Genomic DNA, 15,856 nt, shown 5'->3' on the forward strand with positions numbered 1-15,856 from the left:
CATGGCTGGATGGGCCGGAAACCCGTCGTTCGATTTGTTCCAGTTGCCCGAGGAACACCAGGAGTTGCGGGCCGCGATCCGCGCGCTGGCGGAGAAGGAGATCGCTCCGCACGCCGCCGACGTGGACGAGAACTCGCGGTTCCCGTCCGAGGCGCTGGACGCGCTGAACGCGTCGGGCTTCAACGCCGTGCACGTGCCCGAGGAGTACGGCGGGCAGGGCGCGGATTCGGTGGCGGCGTGCATCGTCATCGAGGAGGTGGCCCGCGTCGACGCGTCGGCGTCGTTGATTCCCGCGGTGAACAAGCTGGGCACCATGGGCCTGATCCTGCGCGGCTCCGACGATCTGAAGAAGCAGGTGCTGCCCTCGATCGCCGACGGCTCCGCGATGGCGTCCTACGCGCTTTCCGAGCGCGAGGCCGGCAGTGACGCGGCGTCGATGCGCACGCGCGCCAAGGCCGACGGCGACGACTGGATCCTCAACGGGACCAAGTGCTGGATCACCAACGGCGGGGTGTCGAGCTGGTACACGGTGATGGCGGTGACCGACCCCGACAAGGGCGCCAACGGGATCTCGTCGTTCATGGTGCACGCCGACGACGAGGGGTTCACCGTCGGCCCCAAGGAGCGCAAGCTGGGCATCAAGGGCTCGCCCACCACCGAGCTGTACTTCGAGAACTGCCGCATCCCCGGCGACCGCATCATCGGCGAGCCGGGCACCGGCTTCAAGACCGCGCTGGCGACCCTGGACCACACCCGGCCCACGATCGGGGCGCAGGCTGTGGGCATCGCCCAGGGCGCGGTGGACGCCGCGATCGCCTACACCAAGGAGCGCAAGCAGTTCGGCCGCCCGGTCGCCGACAACCAGGGTGTGCAGTTCATGCTGGCCGACATGGCGATGAAGGTGGAGGCCGCGCGGCTGATGGTGTACTCGGCGGCCGCGCGCGCCGAGCGTGGGGAGACCAACCTGGGCTTCATCTCGGCGGCCTCGAAGTGCTTGGCCTCCGACGTCGCGATGGAGGTCACCACCGACGCGGTCCAGCTGTTCGGCGGTTACGGCTACACCCGCGACTTCCCCGTCGAGCGAATGATGCGCGACGCCAAGATCACCCAGATCTACGAGGGAACCAACCAGATCCAGCGCGTCGTGATGTCGCGGGCTCTGCTGCGCTGAGCCGACCGTTTGTGCGGCCTTCGTTGGGAAAGCCCGGCCACACCGCATAGGATCTTCCACGGCAACCATTCGGGGTGGTAAGCCGGGACGTACAGTCACCGTCGGCGCACCGGCTCCGGTCGGACCGTCGCCATAGCTAATGGCTCCCGCGGCCGAGGGGGGTGGGGTAAAAAAGATGCCCGCCGACCCAATGCGCGGATGACCGGAAGTGATGCCCAGTGCGTGCTGCTCCCGTTACCCCGGCGGCCCATTGGCGGTCGTTGTCGCTGTTGCTGGTCGAGGACGACCGCGCCGACGCGGTGCTCGTCGAAGACCTGATCGCCGATGCCGTCGCCGACATCCGGGTGGTGTGGGCGCAGTCGATGGCCCACGCCGAGCGGGAGCTCGCGTCCTCGCGGCCCGACTGCGTGCTGCTGGACCTGCACCTGCCCGACGCCAGCGGCATCGACGCCCTGGACCGCATCGCCAAACGTGACGCCACCGTGCCGATCGTGGTGCTGACCGGCCTCAACGACGAGTACTTCGGGGCGTCCGCGGTCGCGGCCGGCGCCCAGGACTACCTGGTCAAGGGCCGCGTCGAACCGGAGATGCTGCGGCGGGCGCTGCTGTACGCGATCGAACGCAAACGGGCCGAACTCATCGCCGCCGACCTGCGCGCCACCCGGCTCCGTGCCCGCGAGAACGCGCTGCTGGAACGCGGCCTGCTGCCCTCCCCGCTGCTGCACGACAACTCGGGCGTCGAGATCGTCGCGCGGTACCGCCCCAGCCGCGAGGACGCGTTGCTGTGCGGGGACTTCTACGACGTCGTGCAGACCCCCGACCGGATCGTGCACGTCCTGATCGGCGACGTCGCCGGGCACGGCCCGCACGAGGCGGCCCTGGGCGCGGCCCTGCGGATCGCGTTTCGCGCGCTGACGTTCGCCGGGGTGCACGGTGTCGAACTGATGCGGCAGCTGGAGCGGGTGCTGCATTCCGAACGGACCGGCACCGGTATCTTCGCGACGGTGCTCGCCCTGGAGATCTCCGCGGACAGCCCGCGGGTCAGCACCGTGCGGGCCGGCCATCCCGGGATGCTGCTGCAGGGCGGCGGCTGCGTGGAGTGGATCGAGCCGCCGGCGGGGCCGGCCCTGGGGTTGCGCGCCGACGACTGGCCGCGCCACGAGCTGGAACTGCCCGCGGGCCACGGGCTGCTGCTGCTGACCGACGGGCTCTTCGAGGGATATTCGGGGCGGGGCACCGCGCGCCTCGGCGAGGACGGCCTGCTCGCCCTGGCGCGCCGGCACGCCAACCAGCCCGGTCCGGTGTTCGTCGACGCGCTCATCGACGAGGCCGAAAAACTCGCCCTGCCGCGGGGCGGGCTCACCGACGACATCGCGGTGCTGCGCGTCGCGCGGACCACGGCGTGACGCCGACGTTGCGGTGGCTGCGCCCGTCGCAGCTCACAACGCGGGGATGGCAGGCGGTGGTCCTGTTCGTCATGGGCGTGCTGGTGCTGACCGGTGCCGCGGTCGGCACCGTGCTGCTGGACCGCACCGACAAGACGTCGCGGGAGCTCATCGACGACATCCAGCCGGCGCGCGTGGCGGCCTGCCGGCTGCAGGCCGGGCTGCGCGACCAGGAGACCGGCGTTCGCGGCTACCTGATCGCCGCCGATCGCCAGTTCCTCACCCCCTACTACGACGGGCAACGCGCCGAGCGGGCCGCGGCCGAGGAAATCCGCCACCGCCTCGGCCGGCGGGCGAACCTCATCGCCAACCTGGACGAGATCGAGCGGTCCGCCGCGCAGTGGCGGTCCAGCTATGCCGAGCCGCTGATCGCCGGCGTGACCCCCAACGCCCCGAACGTCGTGAACCGCCGGGTGGCCGAGCGCGGCAAGACCCAATTCGACCATCTGCGTGCCCTGTTCGCCGCCCAGAACGCGAATCTGTCCGCGGCGTGGGTGCGCGCCGCCGAGCAACTCCGGCACACCGACGCCTGGCGCGACCGCGTGCTGATCGCGCTGGTGCTGGTGTTCTTCGGCACCGCGGCGGTGCTGGGACTGCTGGTGCGCGACATCGTCACCCGTCCGCTGACGCAGCTGGCCGCGGCGTGCCGGCGGATCACCGAGGGCAACTTCACGGAAACCATCTCACCCCCCAAGCGGCCCAGGGACATTCGCGACATGGCGATCGACGTGGAGAACATGCGCCGTCGGATGGTCGAGGAGCTCGACGTATCCCGTGCCGCCCGAGCGCAGTTGGACGAGCAGACCGAGGAGCTGCGACGCTCCAACGCCGAGCTCGAGCAGTTCGCCTACGTTGCCTCGCACGACCTGCAGGAACCGCTGCGCAAGGTGGCCTCGTTCTGCCAGCTGCTCGAGAAGCGCTACGGCGACAAACTCGACGAGCGCGGCACCGAATACATCGCGTTCGCGGTGGACGGGTCCAAGCGCATGCAGGTGCTGATCAACGACCTGCTCACCTTCTCCCGCGTCGGGCGCCTGGGCACCTCGGAGGCCGAGGTGGACCTCGACACGCCGCTGGAGGCCGGCCTGAGCAACGTCGCCGCCGCCATCGAGGAATCCGGTGCCGAGATCGTGCGCCCGCACGAGCCGCTGCCGCGGATCGTCGGCGACCCCACGCTGCTGACGATGTTGTGGCAGAACCTGATCGGCAACGCGGTGAAGTTCCGGCGCCAGGACAGCCCGCCGCGCATCGTCATCGAGTGCGAACCGGGCACCGGTGACCGCGAGGACCAATGGGTTTTCCGGGTTTCCGACAACGGCATCGGGATACCCGAGGAGTTCGCCGAGAAGGTGTTCGTCATCTTCCAGCGCCTGCACGGCCGCGACGCGTACCACGGGACCGGCGTCGGGCTGGCGCTGTGCAAGAAGATCGTCGAGCACCACGGCGGCAGCATCCACATCGACACGTCCTACGTCGACGGCACCCGGTTCGAGTTCACCCTGCCCATGGCCCCGGTCCCCGCCGAGGACCACGAGGACGCGCCGGCCACCGAAAACCAAGCAGAACGAACACAGCCAGAAGGAGCACAGCAATGACCTCGGGGAGAGCGATCGAAATCCTGCTCGTCGAAGACGACCCGGGAGACGAGCTGATCACCCGGGAGGCGTTCGAGCACAACAAGCTCAACAACAACCTGAACGTCGCGCACGACGGGGAGGAGGGTTTGGACTACCTCTACAAGCGCGGCCCGTTCAAGGACGCCGTGCGGCCCGACCTCATCCTGCTCGACCTGAACCTGCCGAAGTACGACGGCCGCCAACTGCTCGAGCAGGTCAAGTCCGACCCCGACCTCGCGCGCATCCCGGTCGTCGTGCTCACCACCTCCTCGGCCGAGGAAGACATCCTGCGCAGCTACCAGTTGCACGCCAACGCCTACGTCACCAAGCCGGTCGACCTGGACCAATTCATCAACGCGGTGCGCCAGATCGACGAGTTCTTCATCCAGGTGGTGCGGCTGCCGGGGCTCTGAGGGCGTTCCCTCACGATTCCGAGTGCCGCCCGGCCAGCCAGGTGATCAGCCGCCCGAGGGCGATCAGCAGCAGCAAGAAGACGATCAGCAGGAAAGCCGAGTCGTAGGAAAGGTTCTGGGCCGCCTGGGACGGCTGGTTGTAGAAGGTCCAGACCGGGTAGGTCAGGTAAGCCACCGGCGAGCCGACCAGGTGACCGGTCGGGGGCGTATCGGACCAGCCCGCCGTGTAGAGCAGCGGTGCCGTCTCGCCGATCGCCAGCGCCAGGGCCACCAGCATGCCGGTGACGATGCCGGGCAGCGCGGTCCTCAGCACGATCCTGCGCAGGGCCCAGCCGGCCGGCAGCCCGAGCGCCTCGGCGCCCTCCCGATACGACGTCGGCACCTGGGCGAGGGAGGACTCGGTGGCCTTGGCGATGTAGGGAATGCTCATCACCGACAGCACCAAAACTCCGGCCGCCAGCGAGAAACCCCAGTCGAAGTACACGACCAGCGCGAGGTAGCCGACGTAGCCGAGCACGATCGACGGGATGCCCGACAGCACCTCGTAGGCGCCACGCAACACCGAACGCATTCTGCCGGTGGCGAACTCCGACAGGTAGATGCCCGCCAGCACGCTCACGGTGCCCCCCACCAGCATGACGCCGAGGCCCAGGACCGCCGTGCCGATGATGGCGTTGCGCAGGCCGCCGCCGTTGCCCTCGGTGTCGGTCACCAGCACGCTGAAGTGGAACACCGGCGCAGCGCGGCCGACGACGCCGATCAGCATCCACAGCGTCGGCGCCACCACCAGGGCCAGGCACCCCAGGCACGCCGCCCAGAACAGTGCGTCGGCGACCCTGCGCCGCGCGGCGACCGATCGCCGCGGGGCCGGCGCCGACACCCCGCCGGTCGTGGCAGCGGCCGATCGGTTCACCCTCAGATACCCCGTCCCACCGGCAGCGCGGTCCCCGACGTCCGGCGCACCAGCGCGCGAGCGGCCATGTTCACCAGCAAGGTGATCACCATGAGCACCAGCCCCGCCTCGGCGAGGGTCTTCACCGCGAAGTTGGTGGAGTCCGTCATCGCCGAATCCAGTTGCGACACGATGGTGGCCGCGATCGTGGTCATGGTCGAGTAGATGTTGGCCGGCATCGCGCCCAACATCGCGCCGGAGACCATGGCCACGGCCATCGTCTCGCCCAGCGCGCGTCCGAGCCCCAGCACCACGGCGCCGATGATGCCGGTGGACACCCACGGCAGGGTGACCCGGCGCACGCATTCCCACTCCGACATGCCCAGTGCGATCGCGCCCTCGCGTGGCAGCGACGGCACCTGGCGGATCAGGTCACGGGTGGTGCTGGCGATGATCGGGATGACCATCACCGCCAGCACCAGACCGGATATGAGCATGCCCTCTCCGTTGCCGGTGTCGCCGCGCAAGTAGTCGAGCACGGGGACGTCGGGGGCGTTGCGGGCGATCACCGGGGCGACGTGATGGGCGATGAAGGGGCCGAACGTCATCGCTCCCCACAGCCCGACGATGACGCTGGGGATGCCGGCCAGCAATTCCAGCACCATGCCCACCGCCGAGGCGAGCCGCCTGGGCACCCGTTCCACGAGGGCGAATGCCGCCCCGATCGATACCGGCACGGCGACGATCAGGGCTATCGCGGAGCTCGCGAGGGTGCCGACGATCAGGGGCAGTGCGCCGTAGTAGGCGCCGACCGGATGGGCGACACCGTCGGTGGTTTCGTTGGCGCCATAGGTGTTTCCAGGGTTCCAGTCGGTGCCGGTCAGGAAGTGCGCCCCGTTGACCCGGATCGCCGGCAGCGCCTCGATCAGCAGCGTGCCCAGCACGAACCCCAGGGCGAGCAGCGGGATCACCGCACCCAGGCCACCCAGCCATCGAATGACCAAGCCCTCGCGGCTGAGGTGGCGGCGCGACACCGGGCCCAACAGAACCTAGCCCGCTATCTTGGCGATCTGGGCGTCGGACAGCTTGACCACCGCGGGTGGAAGCGGCTGGAAGTGGACCTTGTCGAGATACGAACGGTCGTTGCCATCGGTGATCGTCCAGTGCAGGAACGCCTGCATCGTCTGGGCGGTGGCCGCGTCCTTTTGGTGGCTGTCGACGATGGCGTACTCGTAGTTGATGATCGGGTACCCGTCCGCGGCGGGCCCGTCGATCAGCGAGATCGCCTCGTTGGCGGGGGTGGAGGTGAACCCGGCGGCCGCGGCCTGGATGCTTCGGGCGTCGGGCAGCAGGAACTTGCCGGCGGCGTTGCCCAGTTGCGCCTCACCCAATCCCTTCCGGGTGGCCTGGTCCAGGAAGCTGATCCCGATGTAGGCGACGCAGCCGGGAGTGTCGGCGCACCCGGTCACCATGCCGCCGTTGCCGTTCTCGCCGAGCGCGCCGGGCACGTCCGGGAAGTCGACGGTGGTGCCGAAGCCGGGCGACTTGCCCCATCCGTCGGGGTCCTGCTTGGACAGGTACTGCGTGAACAGGAAGGTGTCACCGGACCCGTCGGAACGGTGCAGGGGCACCACCGGGGTGGCCGGCAGGTTCACCCCCGGGTTCAGGCCGGCGATCTGCGGGTCGTTCCACGTCTTGACCTTGCCCTGATACATGGCCGCCAGGACCTTGCCGTCCAGGTTGAGGTGCGCGGTGACACCGGGCAGGTTGTAGTTGATCTGCTGCGCGGAGATGGCCAGCGCGATGTTCATCAACCCCTTGTGCGCGGACATGTCGCCTTGGGACAGGTACGCGTCGGACGCGCCGATGTCGATCGCCCCGGCGGCGGCCTGAGCGATTCCGGTGCCCGAACCGGTGCCCTCGGTGGTGATGGTGACATTCGGATACTTTTGCTGGTACGCCGGGCCCCAGAGGTTGAACAGCGGGTAGAGCAGCGTGCTGCCGGTCTCCGACAGGGCCACTTTGGAACTCGCCGGCGTCGTGGCGGGGCTGGTCCCGCCCTGCCCGGCGCCGGACGCCCCACCCCCCGAATTCGAACCGCACGCCCCCGCAGCCAGGGCCACCAGCGCGGCAACCGACGGGGCCAGCACCCTACGCAAACGAACTTTCACGTCGCTACCTCTTATCTCGAGTTACGTGCCTTACCTGACTTTTCCATGCCTGGAGTAACCCCGCGGCCGCCGAAGAACCCCGCGACGTAACGGGCGGTTTCCGCCTGCTGCGGCGAGTGGAACAGCTCATCGGTGGGAGCCTCCTCGACCAGTCGGCCGTCGAAGAACAAGGCGGTGCGGTCACCGATGCGGACGGCCTGGGCGAGGTCGTGGGTCACCATGACCACGGTCAGCCGGTCGGCCAGCGAGCGGATCAGCGCTTCGATCTTCTCGGTCGTGGTCGGGTCCAGCGCGGAGGTGGGTTCGTCGAGCAGCAGCACCTGAGGGCTCACCGCCAACGCGCGCGCCAGGCACAACAACTGCTGCTGGCCACCGGAGAGCCGGAACGGCGACGAGCCGAGCCGGTCTTTGACCGCGTCCCACAGGCCGACCTCGGCGAGCCGGGCCTCGGCAACACCTTTGAGCTCCTTGCGCGGGACCATCTTGTGGGCGCGCACGCCGGCCACCACGTTGTCGAGGATGGACATCGGGAACGGGTTGGGGCGCTGGAACAACATGCCGACCCTGCGGCGTAACTCCATGCGGTCACCGGCCGCGAAGATGCTCTGCCCGCCCAACAGGATGTCGCCCTCGTGGCGGAAGCCGGCAACCTTGTCGTTCAACCGATTCAGGGTGCGCAGGAACGTCGTCTTGCCCGAGCCGGTCGGCCCCAGCAGGACGGTGACCGCCCGTTCGGGGAAGTCCAGACTCACCCTCTCGAGCACCGTCGTGGCGCCGAAACCCAGGGTGAGGTCCACCGCCCTCAGCACCGGGACGGTGACGTCGGCTGCGCCGGCAACCGTCTCGGCGTCGCGCTGTTTACGGGCCATCGACGTTCGATGCTACTTGCTGTCCGTACGTGTGCGCGTCGACGGTCGTTTACATTGGGAGTTTGTATATTCACTTCGAGTTCACATTGCGGCCACCCGCGGTGGCCCACGACCCGGCAGAGGAGTTGCGTGAAGCTGATTCGACCCGGGGGCGCGGCGAGCCTGCTGGCGGCGGCCACGTTGGTGGTGGCGGCCTGCGGGGGAGGCCACCCGGGCGCCTCGTCGTCCGGGTCGAGTGCCACGTCGTCGCCGGTGGACTGCGGCGGGAAGAGCGAACTGCGCGACAGCGGTTCGACGGCGCAGGAAAACGCGATGGAACAGTTCGTCTACGCCTACATCCACGCCTGCCCGGGCCACACGCTCGACTACAACGCCGACGGCTCCGGGGCCGGGGTGCGCAACTTCGTCAACAACGAGACCGACCTGGCGGGTTCGGACGTCCCGCTGAACCCCGACAACGGGCAGACCGACAGGGCGGCGGACCGGTGTGGTTCGCCGGCGTGGGACCTGCCCACGGTGTTCGGCCCGATCGCGGTCACCTACAACGTCAAGGGCGTGAGCACGCTGAACCTGGACGGTCCCACCATCGCGAAGATCTTCAACGGCACGGTCACCACCTGGGACGACCCCGCGGTCAAGGCCCTCAACCCGAACGGCGGTCTGCCCTCGGAGCCCATCGTGGTGATCTTCCGCAGCGACCAGTCCGGGACCACCGACAACTTCCAGAAGTACCTCGACGGCGCCTCCGACGGCGCGTGGGGCAAGGGCGCCAGTGAGACGTTCAACGGGGGCGTCGGCCAGGGCGCGAGCGGCAACAACGGCACCTCGGCGCTGCTGCAGACCACCGAGGGATCGATCACCTACAACGAGTGGTCGTTCGCGGTGGGCAAGCAGCTGAACATGGCCCAGATCATCACGTCGGCCGGGCCGACGCCCGTGGCGATCACCGTGGACTCGGTCGGAAAGACGATCAACGGGGCCAAGTTCGCGGGGCAGGGCAACGACCTGGTGCTGGACACCTCGTCGTTCTACAAGCCCACGCAGGCCGGCGCCTATCCGATCGTGCTGGCGACCTACGAGATCGTCTGCTCGAAATACCCGGACTCGGCGACCGGTACAGCGGTGAAGGCGTTCATGCAGGCCGCCATCGGTCCGGGTCAGGTCGGGCTGGACCAGTACGGCTCCATCCCGCTGCCCGGCTCGTTCCAGGCGAAGCTGTCGACGGCGGTCAGCGCGATCTCGTGATGCGATCTCGTGATGCAATCTCGTGACCAGGTGAAGGGAACTCGACGGTGAGCGACACCGAGGCGGCCTCGCGGGGATCGAAGTTCGGCCCATACCGGCTGCTGCGGCTGTTGGGGCAGGGCGGCATGGGGGAGGTCTACGAGGCCGAGGACACCCGCAAGCATCGCGCGGTGGCGCTGAAGCTGATCTCGTCGCAGTACTCGGACAATCCGGTGTTCCGCGCGCGGATGCAGCGGGAGGCCGATACCGCCGGGCGGCTGACCGAGCCCCACATCGTGCCGATCCATGACTACGGCGAGATCGACGGGCATTTCTTCGTCGAGATGCGCCTGATCGACGGCGCCTCACTGCGCACCCTGCTGGCGGACTACGGCCCGATCGCCCCGGCCCGGGCGGTGGCCATCGTCCGGCAGGTGGCCGCGGCACTGGATGCCGCACACGCCGTCGGCGTGACGCACCGCGACGTCAAACCGGAGAACATCCTGGTGACCGCCGACGACTTCGCCTACCTGGTGGACTTCGGCATCGCGCGCGCCGCCAGCGACCCGGCGCTCACCCAGATCGGCACCACCGTCGGCACCTACAACTACATGGCCCCGGAGCGGTTCACCGGCAACGAGGTCACCCACCGTGCCGACATCTATTCGCTGGCCTGCGTGCTGGGCGAGTGTCTGACCGGGGTCCCGCCGTACCGGACCGAGAGCGTGGAACGGCTGATCGCCGCGCACCTGCTCGAGCCCGCGCCGCGGCCCAGCGAGCTGCGGCCCGGTCAGGTTCCCCCGGGCCTGGACCAGGTCATCGCCTGGGGGATGGCCAAGAACCCCGCAGAGCGCTACCGCACCGCCGGTGATCTGGCCGCCGCCGCCAACGACGCCCTCACGGCGCCCGAGCAGCGGCAGGCCGCCACGATCCTGCGCGAGGGTGAGACGGCGACGCTGCGGGCCAACGCAAACGCCGGCGGCTTTCGCCGAACCGCGCCGCCGCCCAATGCCGACACTCGTGCCGCCCCGGTGCCGTCCGCCGCGGGCGGCGCCTGGCGGGAGCCACCCGATCGACCCGCCGACGGCGGCGGGCTCGACCGCGCCGGCCCGTCGACGTACGGCCGGCAGCGCTACGGCCGCGAACCCGACTTCGGCTCCGATGCGTCCGCCGGGAAGACAAGCGGCAGGAAAAAACTGTGGATCGCCCTCGGCGTTGCCGCGCTCGTTCTCGTCACGGCCGTCGCCGTCACCGGCTACCTGGTATTGCGTCCGTCGCCGTCGTCGCAACAGGCCACCGGGCAAACCGTGCTGCCGTTCAACGGCATCGACTTCCGGCTCTCCCCGGGCGGAGTGGCACTGGACAGCGCCGGTGACGTCTATGTCACCAGCGAGGGCATGTACGGCCGGGTGGTGAAGCTGACCCCCGGGTCCAGCGCTCCGACGGTGCTGCCGTTCGACGGGCTCTACCAGCCCCAGGGTCTGGCCATCGACGGTGCCGACACCGTGTACGTCGCCGACTTCGACAACCGGGTGGTGGCCCTGGCCGCCGGATCCAACAAACAGACCGTGCTGCCGTTCACGGGCCTCAACTACCCCGAAGGGGTAGCGGTCGACGCCCAGGGCAACGTGTACGTGGCCGACCGGGGCAACAGCCGGGTGGTGAAGCTGGCGGCGGGCGCCAAGACCCAGACCGTGCTGCGGTTCACCGGTCTCAAAGACCCCGACGGGGTGGCCGTGGACCCCGCCGGCAACGTCTACGTCACCGACACCGACAACAACCGGGTGGTCAAACTGGACGCCGCGTCCGACACCCCGACGGTGTTGCCGCTCAAAGACCTTTCCGTCCCGTGGGGCATCGCGGTGGACAACGCCGGTGCCGTCTATGTCACCGAGCACGACAAGAACCAGGTGGTGAAATACGCGCCGGGAGCCGGCACGCCGACCGTGTTGCACTTCGAGGGACTCAACACCCCGTTGGCGGTCGCCCTGGGCGACGACGGCAGCGTCTACGTCGCCGATCGCGGCAACGACAGGGTGGTCAAGCTGGCCGGCTGACGGGCGGCGCACGCCGACCGGCATGCGGGCAGGTCCGGAGGCCGTGCGCCGACGGATCAGGGTGTCGCGAGGAACTCGTCGGTGTGCGCGCCGACCGCCGGCGGGGGCTCGGGCGTCGCGGCGTCGAAGCTACCGTAGCGGGCCGGGGTGCGCACGACGGTGACGGCGCCTTCGCCGTTGTCCGGGCCGCCGGCGATCCGCAGGGCGAGCTCGTTCTCCGCGAACAGCGGGGTGTCCACGACCTGTTTCCAGGTGTGCGCGTGGCAGGCCATCAGGCCGCCCTCCTGCAGCAGCCCGACCCATTCGGCCGCGGTCCGGGCGGCCAGCGCCGCTTCCAGTTCCTCGGTCAGCTCGGCGTAGTGCAGCGCCCGCGCCCGCTGGTCGATGAAGCGTTCGTCCTCGAGCAGGTCGGGCCGGCCGATGAGCTCGCACAGCTTGGCCCAGTGCTTGGGCACGTACGCGCTGATCACCAGGTAGCCGTCGGCGGCCCGGAACGCGTCCGAGGGCTGGGTGGCGAAGCCGACCCCCTTGCGCCGCTTGGGTTTCGGCGCCGAATCGGTGGGCGCCTCGGTCGGCTTGTTCAGGTGGATCGTGAGCTGGGCGGCCTGCAGGCCGACCGCGACGTCGTACATCGCGACCCGCACCACGTCGGCCACCCCGTGCCGTTCGCGGTGCAGCAGCGCGGCCAGCACCGCCTGGGCCAGCACATGCCCGCTGGCCGCGTCGACGAGCTGGAACGGGATGATCTGCGGTTTGCCGCTCGGTGTGGGCATCCCGGTGGTCATGCCCGACTCGGCGGCGACCATCAGGTCCACCCCCGGCCGGCTGCCGTGCGGGCCGTTGCCCCCGTAGGCCGACAGCCGGGCGTAGACCAGCCGGGGGTTGCGGGAGCGCAGCTCGTCGGGGCCCAGCCCCATGCGCTCCATCACGCCCGGACGGAACCCCTCCAGCACGACGTCGGCGGTCTCGGCGAGGCGCAGGATCTGCTGGCGGCCCTCGTCGGTGGTCAGGTCCACCGCCACCGACTTCTTGCCGCGGTTGTGCGGCAGGAACAGCGTGGCCAGCGGCGGGCGCCCGGGCAGGACCGCGGTGATGTGGCGGGCCGCCTCACCGGCGGGCGCCTCGATCTTGACGACCTCGGCGCCCAGGTCCGCCAGCACCTGCCCGGCCAGCGGGCCGGCGATGTTCTGGGTGAAATCGAGCACCCGGAAGCCGTCGAGTGGCTTGGGGGCGTTGCTGTCCGGCATGGGGTGCCTTCCTTCAGTCGGCCTTGCGCAGCACCGCGGTGCAGTAGTAGTTGCGGGCGAACGGCGCCTGCGCGCTGTCCTCGGGGCCGTCGGTCGGCTGCAGCGGCAGCCCGTGCTCGCCCAGCAACTGGTTCAGCGGCGTGCGCACCGGCTGCCAGCCGCGGGCCTCCAGGTAGGTAGCCGCGTCGTTGCGCTCGCCGGGGAAGCCCAGGTCGTCGAGCGCGACGTCCAGGCCGTTGTCCTGCCAGCGGGCGGCGGCGGCGTTGAGCGCCTGCGCGTTGACCCCGGAGTTCAGGAACACCTCGGCGACCAGCCGGCTGCCGTCGGCGCTGAGTTCGGTGATGTTGTCCAGCAGCCGATCCTGCGCGTCGGGCGGCAAAAACCCCAGCAGGCCCTCGGCGGCCCAGGCCGCGGGGGCGGCGGTGTCGAACCCGGCCTGCCGCAGCGCCGCGGGCCAGTCGTGGCGCAGGTCGATCGGGACGGGCCGCACCTGCGCGGTGGGGTTGGCGTCCAGCTGCGCGATGGTGACGCTCTTGAAGTCGAGCACCTGCGGCTGGTCGATCTCGAACACCGTGGTGCCCGCCGCCCAGGGCAGCCGGTAGGCGCGCGCGTCCAGGCCGGACGCCAGCAGGACCACCTGGCGCACCCCCGCGGCCGCCGCGTCGGCGAAGAACTTGTCGATGTAGCGGGTGCGCGCCGCCAGCATGTCGGTCATGCGCTGCATGCCCCACGCCGCGCCCGGAATGTCGACGTCGGCGGAGTCCAGTTCGCCCGCGGCCCAGCGGGTGAAGAAGTCCACGCCGACCGCGCGCACCAGCGGCTCGGCGAACGGATCGTCGATCAGCTTGTCGCGGGTCGCCCGGGCCCGGCCGGCCGCCACCATGGTGGCGGTGGCCCCCACGCTGGTCGCCAGGTCCCACGTGTCGTTCTCGGTGCGCGCCATTCGTCAGAACCCTTCGTCGATGTGCCGGACCCACTGGTTAGACAGCGTAACGAGGAACGCTATGGCGCTGTCCGCGGCTCGGTTTCGCGCGCACGTGGTGACCAAAGACCCCCGCCGGTGGTGGCGATGCGCCCTTGCCGCCGGCGGCGGCGACGGGCACAGTGCACACGTGCTCACTCGTCTTGGCCTGGAAGCCCGCTCGCTGCTGCTGTACGCGAGGGCGGGGGGACTGCGGTTGATCCCGCCCGGCCGCGCCGTGCCGGTGCTGCGCGCGTTCGGCCGCTACGGCCTGCTCGGGGCGGCGACGGCGATCACCGCCGCCCGCGATCCCGACGGCGTCGCGCTGATCGACGAGCGCGGCGCGCTGAGCTTCCGCGACCTGGACCGCCGGACCAACGCGCTGGCCGACGCGTGGCGGCGGCGCGGTGCCGGCCCGGGCACCACCGTGGCCGTCATGGCCGCCAACCACCGCGGCTTCCTGGAGGCGGTGTTCGCCGCCGGCAAGTGCGGCGCGGGCGTGGTCCTGCTCAACACGGGCTTCGGCGGCGAACAGCTCGCCGGCATGGTGGCCCGCGAGGGGGTCGACCTGCTCGTCCACGACGACGAGTACGGCGCCGCCGTCGCCGGCATCCACCCGCGGCTGGGGCGGTGGCGGGCCTGGGCGCAGACGCCCGGTCCCGACACCCTCGACGCGCTGATCGCCGGCGGCGACCCCGGCCCGCCGCCGGCCTCGGGCGGCCGGCCCAGGATCGTCATCTCCACCAGCGGCACGACCGGGATGCCCAAGGGGGCGGCGCGCTCGGAGCCCTACTCGCTGATACCGGTCGGGGGCCTGCTCGGCAAGGTGCCGTTCCGCGGCCGTGAGGTCACCGAATGCTGTGCGCCGCTGTGCCATTCGATGGGCTTCAGTCACGCGATGTATGCGATGGTGCTGGGCTCGACGCTGGTGCTGCGCCGCCAGTTCGAGCCGGAGCGGGCCCTGGCCGACGCGGCCGCCCACCGGGCCAGCGCCATGATCGTCGTGCCGATCATGTTGCGGCGCATCCTCGACCTGGGCCCCGGCGTTCTCGCCGGCCACGACCTGTCGGCGCTGCGCATCGTGTTCGTCGGCGGTTCCCAGCTCGGGTCCGAGCTGGCCACGCGCGCCCTCGACGCGCTGGGCCCCGTCGTCTACAACATGTACGGCTCCACCGAGGTCGCCTACGCCACCATCGCCACGCCCGCCGACCTGGCCGCCGAGCCCGGCTGTGTCGGCGGCGTGGTGCCCGGTTCGGTCGTCAAGATCTTCGACGGCGACGGGCACGAGGTCCCCGCGGGGACGCGCGGGCGCGTCTTCGTCGGCAACGTGCTGGCCTTCGAGGGATACACCGGGGGCGGCACGAAGGAGACCATCGGGGGCCTGCTGTCCACCGGCGACGTCGGCCACTTCGACCGGGCCGGGCGGCTGTTCATCGACGGGCGCGAGGACGAGATGATCGTCTCCGGCGGCGAGAACGTGTACCCGGGCGAGGTCGAGGAGGCGCTCGCCCGCCACCCCGACGTGCTCGACGCCGCGGTCGTCGGCGTCGCCGACGAGGAGTTCGGGCAGCGGCTGCGCGCCTACCTGGTCGCGCGGCCGGGCGCGTCGCTGACCGAGCGCGACGTCCGGGACTACGTGCGTGACCGGTTGGCCCGCTTCAAGGTTCCCCGCGACGTGGTGTTCGTCGACGCGCTGCCCCGCAACGCGGCGGGCAAGGTGCTCAAACGGCAGCTGAACCACTCGGCGTGAGGGTGCTCACCCCCGGTGTCGAAGTGCCCGCGTTCGGCGC

Annotated in this window: 13 protein-coding genes; 7 read left to right on the forward strand and 6 right to left on the reverse strand. The window is 70.3% G+C overall.

Annotated elements, in window-relative coordinates:
- Window position 1 precedes the first annotated feature (1 nt).
- From ACJ512_RS06120 to ACJ512_RS06135, 4 genes are all read left to right on the forward strand, one after another.
- Window positions 2–1,171 (forward strand): acyl-CoA dehydrogenase, encoded by a 1,170-nt coding sequence (locus ACJ512_RS06120; protein WP_407685562.1) that lies wholly within the window; start codon window positions 2–4, stop codon window positions 1,169–1,171.
- A 260-nt stretch (window positions 1,172–1,431) separates the two neighbouring features.
- Window positions 1,432–2,577: a PP2C family protein-serine/threonine phosphatase gene (locus ACJ512_RS06125; RefSeq protein ID WP_407685593.1), complete on the forward strand. Its 1,146-nt coding sequence runs from the start codon at window positions 1,432–1,434 to the stop codon at window positions 2,575–2,577.
- A gap of 71 nt (window positions 2,578–2,648) precedes the next feature.
- Window positions 2,649–4,211 carry a sensor histidine kinase gene (locus tag ACJ512_RS06130; RefSeq protein WP_407685594.1) on the forward strand — a complete coding sequence of 521 codons (1,563 nt, stop codon included), beginning with the start codon at window positions 2,649–2,651 and terminating at the stop codon, window positions 4,209–4,211.
- Entirely contained in the window at window positions 4,208–4,645 is a 438-nt protein-coding gene (locus ACJ512_RS06135; RefSeq protein ID WP_407685563.1) for a response regulator, read from the forward strand. The genes ACJ512_RS06130 and ACJ512_RS06135 overlap by 4 nt, the downstream gene beginning before the upstream one ends.
- A gap of 10 nt (window positions 4,646–4,655) precedes the next feature.
- Here the strand turns inward: ACJ512_RS06135 and ACJ512_RS06140 are convergent, their stop codons facing one another.
- Genes ACJ512_RS06140 through ACJ512_RS06155 form a run of 4 tightly spaced genes read right to left on the reverse strand, consistent with a single transcriptional unit; the run spans window position 4,656 to window position 8,514 of the window.
- Entirely contained in the window at window positions 4,656–5,525 is an 870-nt protein-coding gene (locus ACJ512_RS06140; protein WP_407685595.1) for a PstA family ABC transporter permease, read from the reverse strand.
- Between the two features lie 35 nt (window positions 5,526–5,560).
- Complete coding sequence (gene pstC, locus ACJ512_RS06145) at window positions 5,561–6,571, reverse strand: phosphate ABC transporter permease subunit PstC (RefSeq protein WP_407685564.1); 1,011 nt, start codon at window positions 6,569–6,571, stop codon at window positions 5,561–5,563.
- 15 nt (window positions 6,572–6,586) lie between these two features.
- The gene (gene pstS / locus ACJ512_RS06150) at window positions 6,587–7,708 is read right to left on the reverse strand and encodes a phosphate ABC transporter substrate-binding protein PstS (RefSeq protein ID WP_407685565.1); all 1,122 of its coding nucleotides are present in this window, start codon (window positions 7,706–7,708) and stop codon (window positions 6,587–6,589) included.
- An 11-nt stretch (window positions 7,709–7,719) separates the two neighbouring features.
- Entirely contained in the window at window positions 7,720–8,514 is a 795-nt protein-coding gene (locus ACJ512_RS06155) for an ATP-binding cassette domain-containing protein (protein ID WP_407685596.1), read from the reverse strand.
- A 192-nt stretch (window positions 8,515–8,706) separates the two neighbouring features.
- On the opposite strand from ACJ512_RS06155, the gene pstS (ACJ512_RS06160) reads away from it, so the two are divergent.
- Together pstS (ACJ512_RS06160) and ACJ512_RS06165 are read left to right on the forward strand one after the other, a co-directional pair.
- Complete coding sequence (pstS, locus tag ACJ512_RS06160; protein ID WP_407685566.1) at window positions 8,707–9,822, forward strand: phosphate ABC transporter substrate-binding protein PstS; 1,116 nt, start codon at window positions 8,707–8,709, stop codon at window positions 9,820–9,822.
- A 47-nt stretch (window positions 9,823–9,869) separates the two neighbouring features.
- A complete protein-coding gene (locus tag ACJ512_RS06165; protein WP_407685567.1) occupies window positions 9,870–11,858 on the forward strand; it encodes a serine/threonine-protein kinase PknD in 1,989 nt (662 codons plus the stop codon).
- A gap of 56 nt (window positions 11,859–11,914) precedes the next feature.
- Here the strand turns inward: ACJ512_RS06165 and ACJ512_RS06170 are convergent, their stop codons facing one another.
- The gene (locus ACJ512_RS06170; RefSeq protein ID WP_407685568.1) at window positions 11,915–13,105 is read right to left on the reverse strand and encodes a CoA transferase; all 1,191 of its coding nucleotides are present in this window, start codon (window positions 13,103–13,105) and stop codon (window positions 11,915–11,917) included.
- 13 nt (window positions 13,106–13,118) lie between these two features.
- Window positions 13,119–14,048: a class I SAM-dependent methyltransferase gene (locus ACJ512_RS06175; protein WP_407685569.1), complete on the reverse strand. Its 930-nt coding sequence runs from the start codon at window positions 14,046–14,048 to the stop codon at window positions 13,119–13,121.
- Between the two features lie 169 nt (window positions 14,049–14,217).
- On the opposite strand from ACJ512_RS06175, the gene ACJ512_RS06180 reads away from it, so the two are divergent.
- Window positions 14,218–15,816: an AMP-binding protein gene (locus ACJ512_RS06180; RefSeq protein ID WP_407685570.1), complete on the forward strand. Its 1,599-nt coding sequence runs from the start codon at window positions 14,218–14,220 to the stop codon at window positions 15,814–15,816.
- Window positions 15,817–15,856: the final 40 nt, after the last annotated feature.

The organism is Mycobacterium cajalii, assembly GCF_045809005.2.
Classification (GTDB): Bacteria; Actinomycetota; Actinomycetes; order Mycobacteriales; family Mycobacteriaceae; genus Mycobacterium.

Coding starts and splice junctions, on each gene's coding strand:
- ACJ512_RS06175 (WP_407685569.1), bottom strand. CDS start 14,048: ATGGCGCGCACCGAGAACGACACGTGGGACCTGGCGACCAGCGTGGGG.
- ACJ512_RS06130 (WP_407685594.1), top strand. CDS start 2,649: ATGGGCGTGCTGGTGCTGACCGGTGCCGCGGTCGGCACCGTGCTGCTG.
- ACJ512_RS06120 (WP_407685562.1), top strand. CDS start 2: ATGGCTGGATGGGCCGGAAACCCGTCGTTCGATTTGTTCCAGTTGCCC.
- ACJ512_RS06135 (WP_407685563.1), top strand. CDS start 4,208: ATGACCTCGGGGAGAGCGATCGAAATCCTGCTCGTCGAAGACGACCCG.
- ACJ512_RS06170 (WP_407685568.1), bottom strand. CDS start 13,105: ATGCCGGACAGCAACGCCCCCAAGCCACTCGACGGCTTCCGGGTGCTC.